Origin of the sequence: Reyranella massiliensis 521 (assembly GCF_000312425.1) — a bacterium.
GTDB classification, from domain to species: domain Bacteria; phylum Pseudomonadota; class Alphaproteobacteria; order Reyranellales; family Reyranellaceae; genus Reyranella; species Reyranella massiliensis.
Genome location: NZ_HE997181.1, coordinates 3891457 through 3905923 on the forward strand (window position 1 = coordinate 3891457; position 14467 = coordinate 3905923).

Consider the following 14467-nt stretch of genomic DNA (forward strand, 5'->3'; position numbering starts at 1 on the left):
GCACGAGCCGGAAAAGTAACTAGGGTTTGGAGGTCGGATGCGGTGATTGCGAACGCTAGGCAGCTAAGGGAATGTCCTCTCGTTGCATTTCCGCGCCCTTGGCCGCATTGTTCAGGAAGCGCGCAAGTGCTTGCTTCCGAGAATCTCGATCAAGAGCGTACGCGGTCTGCTTGAACTCGACTCCATCAAGCAAGCCTTGAATGTAGCCGGAGATCGTATCAGCTGCCATGATCAGAGCCGTGTCGAGCGTATGTATGTACTTGCTCGTGACCGAGCCTTTCGCGTGTCCGACGAGTGCCGCGATGGTCACCTCGGTGAAGCCCAGATCGTTGGCGATGCTCGCGAAGCTATGGCGCAGGACATGCGGCGTAACGTCGGCGAGCGGCGAGTCCTTGAATAGCTGCTCCCAATGGTTCGGAAAGCTGCCGAAGGCATTGTCCTCGCCTTGGCCGGGGAAGACGTAGGTGCCCTTCGCATTCTCGCGGCGCTGCTCCAGATACTCGACCACGGGAAGACCGATGGGTCGGATGGATTCACCCTCTTTGCTATCCTCCAGTCGCAGGCAACTCGCCTCAGTATCGGCCTCGGACCACATAAGCGAGATCATCTCCGACCGGCGACAGCCGGTCAGGGCGATCTGGCGAACGATCTCGACGGTCATCGCATATTTCTCGTTCTCTGCCGCCTCGCGCAGCATGTTGCCAAGAGTGTGATACTCCGCCTCGGAAAGCCTGCGCTTGCGGACATTGTCCTTCGGTTTCTTGATGCCGTGCGCCGGGTTGCGATCGATGATGCCGGCATCGACGGCGTAGGTGAGGATGCCGCCGAGGAGGCCTACCGTGCGTGTCGCCGTGCCGGCGCCGCCGCGCACGATGGCTTTGCCCCTTAGCTTCTTCGTCTTGACCGACACTCGCGTCTTGCCGGCCATGATGTCCTTGAGCACCTTGTTGATGTCGGCTTTTGTCAGGTCCTTCACCCGCCGCGCGCCGATCAACGGAATGATATGGCGTTCGATGCGGCCAGTGTCGGTAACGATGGTGGTCGCCTTCTTGGGGCGACCGCCTTTGCCGAGGATCAGGCCTGCCTTGAGGTCTTTGAGATAGAGCGTGCATAGCTCCTTGACCGTCATGGCCTGGTGATCGAGCTGGCGTTCCTCAGACGGGTTGTCGCCGCGAGCGACGCGCCCGAGCTGGGCCTTCGCTTCCTGTCGTGCGGTTTCTGGCGTCCAGATTCCGTGCAGGCCGATGGTGTAGCGACGGGTTCGACCGAGCGCGCGATATTGGATGAGATAGCTGCGCTTGCCTGATGCGAAGACGCGGAGGCCGAAGCCGGGAAGCTCATCGTCCCAGATAAAGTAGTCCTTTTCCCGGACGTCGGCGGCGTCGACCACTCGTTTCGTGAGCTTTGTCATCAGGCGATCCCCCCGTGATGGAGGGGCTGTTTCCGCGGAAGCACCACGGAAGCAGCCGGGCGAATATTGGAGCGAACTTGCGGATATGGATTTCGGCGGAAAAATCCGAATAGTCTAGCGGTTTCAGTAGGTTGTGGTGTCATGGCGTGCCCTAGCGTGCTTTTAGGACGGGGTGCCTAAATTGCTCCGAAGGCAGAGGTCGTGAGTTCGAATCTCGCCGGGTCCGCCATTAACTCATTGAAATAACGAAGAACACGAGTCTGGGGTTATCCACCGGATGCGTATGTTCGCGCAGAACGGCGCAGCAACACGCAGGCTCGTTGGGCACATTTCTGACACGCGCGTTTGCACGATGTTCCAGTCGACGGCCGTTGCTTTCAGAGCCGATCAGGGGGGCCACGCCAAAGTGCGCGTCAGGGAGATGTCATCCTAGACCGTCACACGGGCGGCTCGCGCGTCCACTCTTCAAACTGGTTGTCCTGTGGGACCAGAGGTGGGGGCGGCAATTTTTGCAAGCCGCCGCCGAACGGCGTTCGTCCCCATTGGCCGTCTGGGACGAACTCAACGTCCGCAAGCAGATCGCAGTGACATAATCCCTTGCGCATGCACACAGTCGGTCGATCAATGCGGGACACAGCCACTGGACCAATGTGGCGGCCGTCGAGTCTTGCGGCGCGCGTTACTATAGAGCTTGCAATCGGGGGGGGCTAAACAGTGCTTGAATTCGTAATTTCAAGTTCCAACGTAGTGTTGACTTACAAGTCCGACCAACAAAACAACGGATGGGCTTGGCATGAGCTGCTCACCCACGACTTCGTCACACTAAGTAGGGTTTTCACATTCCAGCGCCGAGACCTCGTCAGTGAGCCTGACGAGGCCGAACGGAAAAGGGACTTCGAAACCTTTCGGTACGAGTTTCGCTTCGCCGAACGCCGCGACGGCTACTTTCACATTAATGGTCAGATACTTGGGATAGACAATCCAGTGCTCATCGCTGATGAGGGCATTAAGATCGAACGGAGGATCTTCGTCGCTGAAAGGAACATCTCCATTTTCGGCAAGATCGCTGCGCTCGTCGCGCCCAGTCAGGCAATTGTTGTTGGTGGCAACCGGGCCGATGCCATTCCGATTCCCGATTTTCGGGAGCTATTGAACAAGTTTCCCAATACCGGAGAACTTAGTCGCTACGCCGCCGCGCGAGTAGCAACCATTGTTGGCGACTATATCGCGCCTCTGAAGGATGCGCGGGCACACTACGAGGCCTACTTAAATCGCCGGCGCTCCGTGCTGAGTAGCGTGACGTTAGCCCAGACCGAGCTACTGAAGACTGAGATCGAAAAGTACGTCCTCATCCGCGACACAATTTCTGGATGGTTGCGGAATGGAACCACGCGATCCGAGGGTGATTGGCAGAGGATGATCGTCAACTTCCTACTACTGATCTTCCCGAAGTACGTGGCGGTCCTGTCAAACGTGAAGATCGCGGACGCATATTCGACTCCCGGAGCAACGAGGGATCGCTTTATCGATCTGGCGTTGATCGATGCTGCGGGGAACATCGACGTAATTGAGATTAAGAAGCCATTCGACGACGCCCTAATGGGTCGGACCCGCTATCGAGACAACTACATCCCAACCAAAGAGCTCTCGGGCAGCATCATGCAGGCAGAGAAGTATCTGTTCCACCTGTCCAAGTGGGGCTTAGCCGGCGAGAAAGCGCTCACTCAACGGCATGGCGCGGACTTGCCGCCAGGCATGGGAATTCGGGTCACCAGCCCTAAAGCCTTGATCATTCTAGGTCGCGATCGGAAACGGGATGGATCGCCGGCGCTCGATGCGCGCCAGCAGCTCGACCTAGAGATCATCAAGCGCAAGTACGCCAACATGATCGACATCCTGACTTATGACGACCTACTCCGGAGACTAGACAACATAATCGCTTCTTTGCGAAAGCGAGCTGCAGCACCGGCCCCAACCGCGATGCCGGCAACACCCTGATGGCTCTCGCCTCCTGTCAGGCAAGCCGACCACCGAGCAAGTTCTAGTATGGAAAGCACTGCAAGCGGCGGACGATCTCTCGAATCGGCATGATCCTCCAGCGATGTTGCCTGAGGTGGCGTCTGGTGCAGCGCCATAGTCGCGGCGCATGTCCGAAAATCGCTAGTGCGCCTGGCCGAGCGGTTGCATCACCTTCAAGGGTCAGGGATAGCACGTCATCGATCGCCAGACCGGCAAGCTATTGCGAGGAACGCGCCCGGCAGCTCGCCAGGCTGCTCAACCTGAACGCTCGGCCGAGCAACGTGCCGGCGTTCGAGGGCAGCCGCTGGAACGTCGGAGGCCCCAAGCTGGTCGTGTACGTCGAGTGCGACCAGCCGCGCGATCGGGCGGCGCCAGGCGTCGTCGGCCGGGTCCGGATCAGCGGTCGGGACTTCGAGTGCCTGGACGTCCTGACCGGGTCCTTTGCCCGGCAAGCCGATGTCGATCGGTGAGCTGATCGGCCTGGTGGTGCGCGAGTTGGTGGCCCAATGACCAGCCTGTGGCGCTACCCGTGGGCGCGCTGTGCGCTCTCCAGCGCCGCTGTCCGCCCGCCACTTACCTGCTCATAGGCGCACTGCTTACAACTTATGATATATTTTCCTTCCACTAACTAGGCGGGCGGCGTCGGAGCGACCATGGGTGAAGCGAAACGACGACAGAGAAGACTTGAGCGGATGCAAAGGGAACAACCGTGGTGCATCTACTGCGGCGGAACTGCTGTAGGGACATCCGTCGATCACATGCCGCCTATCACTGTTTGCGACCTTCGCCAGCGACCGCCCGGGTTGGAGTTTCTGGCCTGCAAGGAGTGCCACGAGGGCACTCGGAAGGTTGATCAGATCGCGGGCGTCATGTGCCGAGCGTTCCCCAACCCTACCACTGAAAAGGCTCGGCAGGAGGTCAGGGCCCTGATGAACGGCCTCGCAAACAATCAGCTCGACATTCTCAAAGAGTGGTGGCCCGACGAGCAGCAGCGTCGCTTCGCCTATAATGCGCCAGGTGCCTTCAAACGCAGTGGCGTACTAAACGTCGGTGATATGACACACGCAGCTATGTTGAAGTTCGGTGCGCGAGCGGCGGCAGCCCTGCATTTTGAAGCTACAAAGCAGATCGTACCAAGCCGCGGCGGCATCTGGGCCACTTGGCACACAAACGAACGGATAATAAGGGGCGACTTCCCTTCCGACTTTGCTGATATGCTGCCACCACATACAACACTCGGGGCGGGCAAGAAAAACACGTTAGACGGCCAGTTTGACTATTCAAGCCGCGTCACCGATGACGGGCTAATGTCGGCGCATATGATGACTTTTCGGCTGTCGTTTGCTGTGCAGGCTGCGGTAGCTACTGACATTTCAAACTTCAGGGAGGTGGAATCCCATAAACCTCACCTGATATTTCGACCAGGATTCTTGAAACGCAGCGCCTAGTCGTCGCTGGCTGGGCCAGTGGACGATTTATGGGCTGCGGGCATCTCCCTCTCGCCCTTCTCCTCGAGCGGCAGCAGCACGATCACGCCCGGCTTGGCCGGCACCTGCAGCTTCAACGCTTCGTCCATCGGCGCCGTGAGCCAGGTCTCGATCTCGTCCCTGGTCGTCAGGATCAGCGGTGTCGCCTTCTCGTGGATCGGCTTCACGACCGCAGCGGAATCGGTCGTCAGGAAGGAATAGAGCGTGTGCTGGCCGACGTCGGGCTTGGTCTTGGTGCCGCGATCGCCCGTCCAGGTGCGCCAGATCCCGGCAAAGGCGAACAGCGATCCGTCCGGCCGGGCAAACCAGCGGTTCACCGACGGCGTGCCGTGGGTCTTCATGCCGGTGTTCTTGTCGGGCTCGGCGAATTTCACCACCGGCACCAGGCAGCGGCCGCCGACATCGTTGCCGACCTTGACCGCCGGCTCCTTCAACCAGGGCTTCCAGTAGGGCGACTTCGTGTTGCGCACGTTGGTGACGTAGCCGCCGCCCGGAATGCTGGGCGGCTTGGGAAAGCCCCAGCGCATGTCCCTGAAGGCGATACTGTCCTCGCCGTCCGCCACCATCACCGGCGCCTCGCCGTTGGGATAGACATTCTGGGTGTCGCGGAAGTTCGTGCCGATCAGCTGGCGGTGCCGCAGCAGCCCCGCCACCTCGTCGCGGCTGAGCCGCACCGTGTAGAGATTGCACATGGGGCCGGAGCTTAACGCCCGGCGTTGCCCAGGGGAAAGCGGCCCATGATCGTCGCGTGCCCGCGGTTGCCCCAGTCGTCGGCGATCGGGCCGGGCTCGGGCTCCTCCGGCGATACCGTCCTGGGCACGAACTCGACCGGCTCGTCGCGTTCGTAAGCCGCGCGGATCGCCGCCATGCGGGCATCGCGCAGGGGCCGGAGGCGATCGAACACGGCCTGGTCGTAGAAGAACTCGGCGCGCGAGGCACTGTCGGCCAGGGCCTTGGCCGGCGTCGCCTGGACGAGCCGGCACACCTTGGCGGCATCCTCGCCCAGCTCGAACATCAGGTTCAGGGTGCAGGCCTCGGGGTCGATCATGTCGGTGCATTCGCCCACGAGATCGAGGGTGTTCATGACGATGCCCAGCGCGATGCGATAGGTGACCGGCCCGATGCCGTGCTCGTCCTGGTGGTCGAGCGGATCGTAGTGGCCGACGACGATATGCGGCTTGGCGTGCTTCTTCAGGAACTCGATGGGATGCACGGTGCGGCGGAAGCGGATGTACATGGCGTCCCTCCTCAGTTGATCGTCGCGAGCCGGCACAGGAAGGCCTGCAGCTCGGGCAGGTCGGCGCCGTCTTCGAAGTGACGGTGATCGGGCTCCCAGCGATTGCCGGTCCGTTCGTCGTAGCCCTTCGGCTCGATCGACGCAGCGACCCTGGATTCCTCGGGGCAGCTCCAGTCGAACAGCAGGGCAAAGCACTCCAGCCGGGCGGTGCGGCCGTCGCGCAGCTCCACGACGAAGCCGCCTTCCCACACTTCCCAGTCGTCGCCGTGCCAGGCCTGCACGACGCGCACGACGTCCTCGGCGCGGAAACCGTCGCGGCGCGGATCGAGACGATGCAGCCCGCCGGCCAGGCCGCGGATCCATCGCGCGGCATTCCAGTGATACCAGCCCTCTTCGGCGGCCCATTGCTCGGCCAGGTCGAGGCAGCGGCTCGATCCGCCCAGCCGCACATTGTCGTTCAACGGAAGGCCGAACCTCAGTTGCAAGGGCTGCTGCATCATCATCTTCCTCCGACCTTGAGCTGCGGGATATCCGTGCGCGGTTGCGGCGCCGGCCAGTTCGAGATGTCGGAGGCGTCGAGCCAGGCCTGCATCTCCGTGGCCTGGTCGGCCGTGCTGAACCGAATCACGTACATGTCGATGCCATCGCGGCGATTGCCGGCATGGCTCAGGCATTCCCCGTCGCCGGCGATGCGCCTGATCTCGGCGTCGAGACGCGCGCGGTCCGACGGGCGAAGTCGCTCGGCGCGCCGGTAAAGCGCCTTGTGAGGCAGGCGCTTCAGCTGCTCGGCGAAGCTGTTGGTGCTGCGGCGCACGCCCATCACATGCTCCGCATGAAGCGTGTCGGGCCGGACGGTGCATGAAACAGCGTGGCCTCGAACCGAGTCGAGCCGCACTTGCCGCAACGAACGCCCGCCTCGGCCAGGGTCCGGCGATCGCCCCTGCTGGCCTTCAGCGCGCCGGCGGACATCAGCACGCGGTGCATGCAGTGGTCGCAGAGAATGCCGACCGGATAGGTGCTCAGGGCGACGTCGTGCATGGTCATAGGATCATCCACAGCCAGTCTCGGTGCCGGACTCCTATGAGAACATTAAGAGAACATCAAGAAGGAAAAACGAGCTACTACAGGGTGTTAGGCCAGCACCGACAGCACGACGATATGTGGGATTGCAGGCAAGTTGCCTGCGGCGCCAGCGGCTCTGGCCGGGATTTATCCCTTCGCGACTTGCCGGCCGGCTTCGGTCAGCCTCACCGAGTGACCGCCCTCAATCTCGATCCAGCCGGCCCGCATGGCCGTGTCGATCGCGCCGGCGGTCGCGGCGACGCCCAAGCTCGGAATCATGCGCCAGTGGCCGGCCTGGCCGTCGGTGAGGCGATGCAAGGCACGGATTAGGCGTTCAGCGGCAGGCATGGAGTGGCAACGGCTTCGCGGAGATCGAGTTGCCTATCCGACAGCGACAAGATCCCCCACATCCGGGTCACCAAGTGAGGCTTGTTCAATTTCAGAACGATAAGATTTTCGCCCTCGGCAGAGGCGAGGGCTTAGCCGGAAGCTGCGACGCCGAGCGACACCAGCACCCCGACCGAAAGAGAGAGCCACACCTGAAGCATTCCGACATCGGGCGTGCTGGACATCGGGGCGACCGCTAGGATGGCAAGTGCTGCCGCACAACCGAACGCCAGGACCTTCAGTATTCGACGAGCCATTACGCCATCTCCCCCTGGCCTTTATTCCCGATCTCGCGTCGCGGACCAAGCCACTTGCCCGCCACACCGTTGCAATCATGGGCTGCATAAGTGGCCTAGTTATGTCTCCAATATGTCGGACTAGGCACCGGCCGCTTTCGTCGAAGACCTAGCCGCCCAGCAGCGACTGCTGGACGACGTCGATCGGTCGGTCGCTGATCAGCAGCTCGGGCACTGTCGCAGGCGAGCCGGCCTTCGAGGCGATCGTATAGACCGTCTCGACCTCTTCGACGTGGAAGCCCTCGAAGCACCGTCGCACTTCCGGCAGATCGTTGATCGACAGCAGGAAGCGGCCCTTCAGGGTGCGCAGCCGCGCGGCGAGGCGGCCGAAGTCGCTGCGCCGCCACACGCCGATGCCGTAATCCTCCTCCGATCCCCAATAGGGCGGATCGAGATAGAACAGGGCGCCGGCCTGGTCGTAGCGATCGAGGAACTCGGCCCACGGCAGGCATTCGATCACGACGCCGGCGAGACGCTCATGCACCGCCTCGAGCAGCGGCACCAGGCGCGTGATGTCGAACCGGCCGCCGCCGTAGGTCACGCCGAAATTCTGGCCGGCGACCTTCCCGCCGAACGCCGTTCGCTGCAGGTAGAGGAACCGGGCCGCACGCTCCAGATCGGTCAGCGTGTCCGGCCGCATGGCCGACAGGCGCTCGAACTCGACGCGGCTGGTGAGGTACCAGCGCATCATCTCGACGAAGGCCAGGTAGTGCCGCTGCAGCACCCGGAACATCGTGATCAGGTCGCGGTTGACGTCGTTGACGACTTCCGCGTGCGCCTTGAACGGCCGCCGCAGGAAGACACCGCCCTGCCCGATGAAGGGCTCGGCATAGAGGCGATGCGGGATGGCGCGGATCCGCTCGACGATGCAGTCGGCCAGGTGACGCTTGCCGCCGATCCACGGCGCGAGGGGACGCGCCGGTCGTGCGGGAGAAAGATTCGACTCGCTTTCCATTCTGTTGTTCCACTGAACCCGCCGCTGCAGCGGTGACGGGATGGGCCGGCCGGCAGGCCGGATCGTGTGGAACACTCTTCCACGGTTTGCGCGGTTGCCGCCGCGCAGCCCCCGTCTCCGGAGGCAAGCCAAATCCGCCATCGCTCCGGCGATCCGATTGAATCGACCAGAAGATTGAATAGTTCGACCAACTGATCGCGCTGACCGCCTCGCAACCGCCTGGCCAATCCCATGCAACCCAAAATTGGTAGCTGCCCACAGGGATTAGCTCTTATCCTTTGATTCGTTGCGTCGGCGTATCTGCGTACCCCTCTCAACTTCCGAAAGGCAGAGCCATGGCAAAGAACGAGAAAAGCAGTGGCCGAATGGGCACGATTGCCTCGAAGGCAATGCGCGACCCCGGCTCCTTAAGCAACAAGGAGATCAGGTCACTCGGCGCTTCCGTGAACACGCAGCGCCCCGACCGGAAACCGACTTCGCCATCTTCGAAATCGTCAAAGCGGTAGAGCACGAGTATTGGCGCGCGCCAGATTACGACCAAGCCTTACACCTGGTGCGCGCTTCTACGTGGGTAGTTCGAGAATACTAAGCCGAGCCGAAGGTGATTGCCCACCACATTGATCCCATCGACTGTCGCGCGTGCTCGCGCAGCTGAACGACTGAGCGAAGCAGAACATGTCACAACCCTCTCCGGATCTGGTCGACCTTACTCGGGTCGTTGCCGCATGGGCCGCCGCCAGGGCAGTAAAGATCTATATCTTCGGTAGCCGCGTTCGAGGCGATCACGGACCTCTAAGCGATGTCGACCTCTATATCGACCTAAGCGAAGCCCACAAGGACAACGAAACTGTCCATTGGTGGACACGCCAGCAGGAAACTTCCTTTGCCGATCTCACGCCATATCTTCCTGGCCCCCTCGGGAAGAATGGTCATGAAACTCTAGATCCGCAGGATCTTGTCATGGTCAGCAGAATAACAAGCGGAAAAGCAATCTGGGCGTATTGTAACGTCATCTGCATTTGGCTGCCACCAAAGCCAACCCGCACCAATCTTAGCCACGCGCGCTAGTCGATGCTCCCCTATCCGTCGACCTTCCCTTCGAAAGCCTTTCAAGATGAATGCCTCATCTGCTCAACCGACTGACAGCTCGGCGAGGGCTTATTACTCACCAGAGCTAATTGCCGAGCTGTCGCGCGAACGTGCCGACATCAGAAGCAAGTACGAACGGCTCATGGAAAGGTACGTTTTCAGACGTTACTCGACGATGAAGGGACAAGAGTATGGGCAGCAGGGGTTCATCAGACGGCTTAAGCTAATGGTCCGATGCGTTGACAATGTGTTTGACCTGATTCCGCCCGGCAAGACTGATGTACCGAGTGCCGGGGGCGTTCTTGACTGCACCGCCAATCTTCAGGCGTTTCTGATCAACGCATTTGGCGCACTAGATAATCTGGCTTGGGTTCTTGTTTATGAGCGAAACATCACCAGGGCAAACGGGAAGCCGCTTCTGCGTCAGTCCGTAAGCCTTCGAAGCCATGAAGTTCTGAATTGTCTCTCTGTTGATTTTCGAAATGCTATCTCCGAATTCGAAAGCTGGTTCACGTATCTCGGAGATTTCCGACACTCCTTAGCTCACCGAATACCACCCTACATTCCCCCTTATGCGATAACTCCCGCGGACGAGTCGCATTTCGATGACTTCGAGCGGCAGAAAGTCGAGGCGCAACGACGACGCGACATGGACGCTTACAAGCTGTTGGACGCTGAGCAGATGAAGCTCGCGTTCTTTAGGCCCGTGGCAAATCACTCGTGGAAAGAGAATCGCAAAGGCGCGATAGCATTCCACCCTCAACTCATTGCGGACTTTAAGACAGTGGAAGAATTGGGATTTAAGGTACTAGAGGAGCTCGAGAGACAAGGCTGAACTGAGTACCTCACCTAGGACATCCGCCCCGTTCGCGCCCCTTTCATCTCTGCTGAGCCCCTTGCCGATTGAACACGTCGATCAAACGACGCAGTTCCTTCATCTCGGCGTAGACAGTTCGCCCCCAGGTCACGTAGTCGCCCAGGAGGCGACGTTCGTCGCCGCGGGTCTTGATCTCCTCGAGCACGACGACCGGCTCGGCCGTCGGCTCATCGAGATGGGCCGGCACCTCGAACGTGCGCGCTGGCGCCGGCTCGAACAGCGTCCGGGCCGAACAGGATGCCAAGAGCATCGCGCTCGGCAGGAGTAAGAGGAGCATTCGAGCCCGCATCGCTGGCCACCTTTCCGCGATAGACCGTATTCGTCGATCGCAGGCCACCGACCTTCTCACGCAGATCCGTGAAGCCCTTGCGGACTTCGTTCTGGAACGCGCGCATATCGTCGATTGCCTGCAGCAGCCCGGCATTGGCCTTTGCCGCCTGCTCGATCTTCTGGTCGGCTGCTCCGAGATCCTTGAGCGCGTCGCGATAGAGGAAGCCAAGGCCGATCGCCACGACCAACAAACCGCCGGCGGCGTAGACAGCCCACGGCCCCGTGGCCTTCGCGACCGCGCCCTGGATAAGTCCGCCGATCATTCGAGGCCTGCCCTCGTACCGGCCTTGTCGATCGTCAGGACCTGGCGGCGCGGCAGCGGCGCCCAGGCGATGTGCGCCCAGGCGCGATACTCGTGGATGAGCTGGTCGAATGAGATGTCGCTGCTCGCGATCGCGCGGCAGATCTCCAGCGGGGAGCCGAAGCCGGGGCAGGAGAAGTCCGCAGCGCAGCCCAGCATGTGCGCGCTGCTTGCTGCGCCGCCGACCGCGCGGTTGACCAGGGGCGAACGGTAGCCGCTCGACACCAGGATCGGCTTGCCCAGCAGCGCGCGCACGCGCTCCAGCAGCTCGGCGGTCTTGCGCAGCGCGTCGACCATCTCGGGCGCCGGCGTGTTGTCGATGCCCAGCCGTGCGGCGGTCTGCGAGTGCGTCAGCTCGGCCAGGGTGAAATGGGGTGTGAGTTTCATTGGGCCGACCTCGAGTCGTAAAAAACATGCCCGCCGAAGCGGGCCGTCTCGCGCATCGTCGACGCCCAGTCCGGCGGCCAGGCCTCGGCGCCCGGCGGCGGCTCGATCGTGTGATAGCGGTCGGCGCCGTCTGTCGGATCGGGCACCAGGCCATCGAGCACGTTGGACGCGGTGCCGATCTGGCCGCGGCACTGATCGTCGCGCAGCGCCAGCAGCCTGGCGCGATTCGGATCGCCTTCGTTCCAGCACGAGAACTGCCAGGGCTGGAGGCAAACGAACGCGACGGCGCCCTCCTGGCCGAAGAGCCTGCCGGCGAAGCGTCCGCGGGCCGCCCGGTTGCGAATCACCCAGGCCACGGCGACCTGCCCTTCGGTCGGCTCGCCGCGCGCCTCGCCCCACAGCGTGCGGGCGAGCATCAGCACATCGTGGTCGTTGTGCACGATCATCATTGGTCCTTTCGGGGAGAGGGCGAACGGCGTTCGGCCGGCGCCTAGCGCGAGGCCCGCCGCAGGAGGTGGCGCAGGTGCCAGAGCACGTAGAGGACGGCCGCGATCCAGAAGACCGTTTCCATGGCTACTTCCTCCAGGGCAGGAGGGCAGCGAGCGCGGCAACGAGCAGGTCCTTCAGAATGACGACCCAGCTGCGGGGATCGTCCTTCGCCTGAAGCAGGAAGGCCCTCACCAGAGCGATGACGTCGTAGGTCACGGTCGGCGCCGCGGCGGCGACGGCGAAGCCGGTATAGATCGACCAGCCGAGATCGTTGACGGTCACGGCGGCCAGGACCGGCCCCATGATCCACGAAAAGGCGGACGCGGCCATGCGCTGGCGGCGCGTGAGCACATCCTTGCGGATGCTGTCGCCGAAGAAGGCACCGACCACCGAGAACGGGGCAAAGATCAGCAGGGCCTCGGCGATGGCCCACAGGTCGCGGCGGTCGTTCATGGCGGCGGCCCTTCTCTGTCCCGTGGGTCAGGTCTTGACGATGTAGTTGCAGATGATGCCGGGCGGCAGGATCGAGAAGCCGCCGCTGGCGCCCGCCGCGTTCGTGTTGGATGCCTGATAGCGAACGCCGGCGGCGCCCGGATCTCCCAGGTTCACCATCTGGACGTAGGCGAAGTTATCGACATGAAAGGAGCCGGAATTGTCGATGACGGTGCCCGCGAAGGGATGGCTGTGGGACCCCACGCCGCTGGCCGTTTGACCGCCGCCAAAGGCGCCGAGCACGGCGCCGGCGATGCCGCCCAGCGCCGCGGTGATGCGCGAGGCGAGCGAGCCGCCCATGTCGTCCTTGCCGATGCTGACGCGGCCGCGCTTGTCCGGCATGCCGAACGTCGCAATGCCGTCGCCGCCGTATCGATTGCCGAACAGTGCGCCCAGCGCCGGGTAGTCAGCGACGTTCAACACCTGTCCATAGGGAAAGAGGAAGCCTGCCGGCGCGACGGTGCCCCAATAATCGAAGCCGACACCGACCGGGATCGCGTTGGCATTCGCTGCGAAGAAGGCGTTACCGGCACGTTCAAGGTGCCTCGCGAGAAGGCCACCGCGATCATCTGGCTGGACCGAAGCGCCCGCATCCGATGGGCCGAAGGCGTGGCCGACAGCGCACTTGTAGAGAAAGCCACTCGCCGATCAGGCCATGGAGATCTGGCAGCAGGACGAAGCGAGACGGCGGATCATCGCCGGCGCCGTCTGGCCTTCCTCAAGGAGCTGCGCGAGAAGCTCAACGCCAATGCCGAGCTGGGCCTGCGCGTCTTACTGGCCATGCTGGTCACCGACAGAGCGCGCGTCGGCTACGAGCGCTCCGGTGCCAACGAGAGCGGCCTTCCGGAGGCGCTCAAGAAGATCGCCGACAGCAAGCGCTGGGATGCCGGGCGCGACGTTCAAGCCATCACGGCGGTCGACAAGCTCGACCTGAAAGATGTCCAGAAGTGCATCGCCCTCTACGCCGGCCAGGCGGTGAACTGGACCGGGCACGAGGCAAAGCCAAATGCCTTCACCGCCCACATCGCCGAGTTGCTCAAGGTCACGGTCGCGCCGCCCGCACCGCCCAAGGCCTCGGCCACAGCGACGGCAGCCATGCCGACGCCGAAAAAGGCCGCTACCCCGAAGGCCAAGGCAAAGAAGCCGGCGGCCAAGAACAAGAAGAAGGGCGCCAAGAAATGAGCGCCGCCCCTGCCACCACCACCACCGGCCCGACACCCGGCGTCATCGTGCCGGGCGAGGATCCCGAGAAGGCCGCGGCGGCCGGCTTCAGCCGCTACGTCAATCTCGACAGCGGCGACGTCGTCATGGTGCCCGACGCCCTGTGGACGGCGATCGACAATGCCGTCGCCAAGGCGCTGAACGCCAAGGACTACAACTCTTCGCTGACAACGTTCGGCTACACCCTGGTCGCCGAGCTGTTCGCCAGTGGCCTGATCCTCGCACCGCGCGCCTTCTCCAAGAGCCGCGCGCAGATCGACCTCAACGTCTACACCCTAGCACTTGAAGCGAAGCACGAGGTCGAACGCCGGTTGTCAGCCGTGGCGAAGCTGCTCGGTCCACTCTCCACCTACGAGGGGCCGCTGCTGCTCGAATACCAGAACGTCATTGATGCCCTGACCGGCCACGCGCCGCCGGCCGGCGCGGC

21 protein-coding genes are annotated in these 14467 nt (G+C 62.4%); 6 read left to right on the forward strand and 15 right to left on the reverse strand.

The genetic code is table 11. The features are described from left to right. Positions 1-55 precede the first annotated feature (55 nt). Positions 56-1411, reverse strand: coding sequence for a tyrosine-type recombinase/integrase (locus tag BN60_RS18920; protein ID WP_020697698.1), 1356 nt, complete (start codon positions 1409-1411; stop codon positions 56-58). 714 nt (positions 1412-2125) lie between these two features. Between BN60_RS18920 and BN60_RS18925 the strand changes: the two genes are divergently transcribed. Continuing rightward, positions 2126-3409, forward strand: a complete 1284-nt coding sequence (locus BN60_RS18925) for a Shedu immune nuclease family protein (RefSeq protein WP_043284116.1) — start codon at positions 2126-2128, stop codon at positions 3407-3409. Positions 3410-4359: 950 nt separating this feature from the next. Then, positions 4360-4878 carry a hypothetical protein gene (locus tag BN60_RS18935; RefSeq protein WP_148283481.1) on the forward strand — a complete coding sequence of 173 codons (519 nt, stop codon included), beginning with the start codon at positions 4360-4362 and terminating at the stop codon, positions 4876-4878. Here the strand turns inward: BN60_RS18935 and BN60_RS29130 are convergent. From BN60_RS29130 to BN60_RS18970, 8 genes are all read right to left on the reverse strand, one after another. After that, positions 4875-5609, reverse strand: a complete 735-nt coding sequence (locus tag BN60_RS29130; RefSeq protein ID WP_020697702.1) for an SOS response-associated peptidase — start codon at positions 5607-5609, stop codon at positions 4875-4877. The genes BN60_RS18935 and BN60_RS29130 overlap by 4 nt on opposite strands. A gap of 11 nt (positions 5610-5620) precedes the next feature. Next, positions 5621-6154 (reverse strand): hypothetical protein, encoded by a 534-nt coding sequence (locus tag BN60_RS18945; RefSeq protein WP_020697703.1) that lies wholly within the window; start codon positions 6152-6154, stop codon positions 5621-5623. A gap of 11 nt (positions 6155-6165) precedes the next feature. Further along, entirely contained in the window at positions 6166-6657 is a 492-nt protein-coding gene (locus tag BN60_RS18950) for a hypothetical protein (RefSeq protein ID WP_148283482.1), read from the reverse strand. Then, on the reverse strand, positions 6654-6974 hold the full coding sequence (locus BN60_RS18955; RefSeq protein WP_020697705.1) for a hypothetical protein: 321 nt from the start codon (positions 6972-6974) through the stop codon (positions 6654-6656). Before BN60_RS18955 ends, BN60_RS18950 begins: the two co-directional genes overlap by 4 nt. Further along, positions 6974-7198, reverse strand: a complete 225-nt coding sequence (locus BN60_RS18960) for a hypothetical protein (protein ID WP_020697706.1) — start codon at positions 7196-7198, stop codon at positions 6974-6976. Before BN60_RS18960 ends, BN60_RS18955 begins: the two co-directional genes overlap by 1 nt. A 165-nt stretch (positions 7199-7363) precedes the next feature. Beyond that, entirely contained in the window at positions 7364-7564 is a 201-nt protein-coding gene (locus BN60_RS29135; protein ID WP_020697707.1) for a hypothetical protein, read from the reverse strand. Between the two features lie 131 nt (positions 7565-7695). After that, positions 7696-7860: a hypothetical protein gene (locus BN60_RS31015; RefSeq protein WP_020697708.1), complete on the reverse strand. Its 165-nt coding sequence runs from the start codon at positions 7858-7860 to the stop codon at positions 7696-7698. Positions 7861-8008: 148 nt separating this feature from the next. After that, positions 8009-8854 carry a DNA adenine methylase gene (locus BN60_RS18970; RefSeq protein ID WP_020697709.1) on the reverse strand — a complete coding sequence of 282 codons (846 nt, stop codon included), beginning with the start codon at positions 8852-8854 and terminating at the stop codon, positions 8009-8011. A gap of 675 nt (positions 8855-9529) precedes the next feature. On the opposite strand from BN60_RS18970, the gene BN60_RS31845 reads away from it, so the two are divergent. Together BN60_RS31845 and BN60_RS18980 are read left to right on the forward strand one after the other, a co-directional pair. Next, the gene (locus BN60_RS31845) at positions 9530-9922 is read left to right on the forward strand and encodes a nucleotidyltransferase domain-containing protein (protein WP_083856188.1); all 393 of its coding nucleotides are present in this window, start codon (positions 9530-9532) and stop codon (positions 9920-9922) included. A 46-nt stretch (positions 9923-9968) separates the two neighbouring features. Further along, positions 9969-10778 (forward strand): hypothetical protein, encoded by an 810-nt coding sequence (locus tag BN60_RS18980; RefSeq protein ID WP_148283483.1) that lies wholly within the window; start codon positions 9969-9971, stop codon positions 10776-10778. A 43-nt stretch (positions 10779-10821) separates the two neighbouring features. Here the strand turns inward: BN60_RS18980 and BN60_RS18985 are convergent, their stop codons facing one another. The 6 genes from BN60_RS18985 to BN60_RS29140 all read right to left on the reverse strand — a co-directional run bounded on the left by BN60_RS18985 (position 10822) and on the right by BN60_RS29140 (position 13314). After that, positions 10822-11007, reverse strand: a complete 186-nt coding sequence (locus BN60_RS18985; RefSeq protein ID WP_020697712.1) for a hypothetical protein — start codon at positions 11005-11007, stop codon at positions 10822-10824. Then, complete coding sequence (locus tag BN60_RS18990) at positions 10988-11413, reverse strand: hypothetical protein (protein ID WP_020697713.1); 426 nt, start codon at positions 11411-11413, stop codon at positions 10988-10990. The genes BN60_RS18985 and BN60_RS18990 overlap by 20 nt, the downstream gene beginning before the upstream one ends. Then, on the reverse strand, positions 11410-11838 hold the full coding sequence (locus BN60_RS18995) for a D-Ala-D-Ala carboxypeptidase family metallohydrolase (RefSeq protein ID WP_020697714.1): 429 nt from the start codon (positions 11836-11838) through the stop codon (positions 11410-11412). The genes BN60_RS18990 and BN60_RS18995 overlap by 4 nt, the downstream gene beginning before the upstream one ends. Continuing rightward, a complete protein-coding gene (locus BN60_RS19000) occupies positions 11835-12284 on the reverse strand; it encodes a cell wall hydrolase (RefSeq protein WP_202949827.1) in 450 nt (149 codons plus the stop codon). Before BN60_RS19000 ends, BN60_RS18995 begins: the two co-directional genes overlap by 4 nt. A 127-nt stretch (positions 12285-12411) precedes the next feature. Then, positions 12412-12780: a hypothetical protein gene (locus BN60_RS19005; RefSeq protein ID WP_020697716.1), complete on the reverse strand. Its 369-nt coding sequence runs from the start codon at positions 12778-12780 to the stop codon at positions 12412-12414. 27 nt (positions 12781-12807) lie between these two features. Next, entirely contained in the window at positions 12808-13314 is a 507-nt protein-coding gene (locus tag BN60_RS29140) for a tail fiber protein (protein ID WP_083856189.1), read from the reverse strand. Between the two features lie 45 nt (positions 13315-13359). Here BN60_RS29140 and BN60_RS19015 point away from each other — a divergent pair, with 45 nt between their 5' ends. After that, on the forward strand, positions 13360-14001 hold the full coding sequence (locus BN60_RS19015) for a hypothetical protein (protein WP_020697718.1): 642 nt from the start codon (positions 13360-13362) through the stop codon (positions 13999-14001). Then, positions 13998-14467, forward strand: a 470-nt coding sequence (locus BN60_RS31020) for a hypothetical protein (RefSeq protein ID WP_043284119.1), incomplete at its 3' end; no start/stop codon positions are given. The genes BN60_RS19015 and BN60_RS31020, both read left to right, overlap by 4 nt.

Coding starts and splice junctions, on each gene's coding strand:
- BN60_RS18920 (WP_020697698.1), bottom strand. CDS start 1,411: ATGACAAAGCTCACGAAACGAGTGGTCGACGCCGCCGACGTCCGGGAA.
- BN60_RS18935 (WP_148283481.1), top strand. CDS start 4,360: ATGAACGGCCTCGCAAACAATCAGCTCGACATTCTCAAAGAGTGGTGG.
- BN60_RS29130 (WP_020697702.1), bottom strand. CDS start 5,609: ATGTGCAATCTCTACACGGTGCGGCTCAGCCGCGACGAGGTGGCGGGG.
- BN60_RS18945 (WP_020697703.1), bottom strand. CDS start 6,154: ATGTACATCCGCTTCCGCCGCACCGTGCATCCCATCGAGTTCCTGAAG.
- BN60_RS18950 (WP_148283482.1), bottom strand. CDS start 6,657: ATGATGATGCAGCAGCCCTTGCAACTGAGGTTCGGCCTTCCGTTGAAC.
- BN60_RS18955 (WP_020697705.1), bottom strand. CDS start 6,974: ATGGGCGTGCGCCGCAGCACCAACAGCTTCGCCGAGCAGCTGAAGCGC.
- BN60_RS18960 (WP_020697706.1), bottom strand. CDS start 7,198: ATGACCATGCACGACGTCGCCCTGAGCACCTATCCGGTCGGCATTCTC.
- BN60_RS29135 (WP_020697707.1), bottom strand. CDS start 7,564: ATGCCTGCCGCTGAACGCCTAATCCGTGCCTTGCATCGCCTCACCGAC.
- BN60_RS31015 (WP_020697708.1), bottom strand. CDS start 7,860: ATGGCTCGTCGAATACTGAAGGTCCTGGCGTTCGGTTGTGCGGCAGCA.
- BN60_RS18970 (WP_020697709.1), bottom strand. CDS start 8,854: ATGGAAAGCGAGTCGAATCTTTCTCCCGCACGACCGGCGCGTCCCCTC.
- BN60_RS31845 (WP_083856188.1), top strand. CDS start 9,530: ATGTCACAACCCTCTCCGGATCTGGTCGACCTTACTCGGGTCGTTGCC.
- BN60_RS18980 (WP_148283483.1), top strand. CDS start 9,969: ATGAATGCCTCATCTGCTCAACCGACTGACAGCTCGGCGAGGGCTTAT.
- BN60_RS18990 (WP_020697713.1), bottom strand. CDS start 11,413: ATGATCGGCGGACTTATCCAGGGCGCGGTCGCGAAGGCCACGGGGCCG.
- BN60_RS18995 (WP_020697714.1), bottom strand. CDS start 11,838: ATGAAACTCACACCCCATTTCACCCTGGCCGAGCTGACGCACTCGCAG.
- BN60_RS19000 (WP_202949827.1), bottom strand. CDS start 12,284: ATGATCGTGCACAACGACCACGATGTGCTGATGCTCGCCCGCACGCTG.
- BN60_RS19005 (WP_020697716.1), bottom strand. CDS start 12,780: ATGAACGACCGCCGCGACCTGTGGGCCATCGCCGAGGCCCTGCTGATC.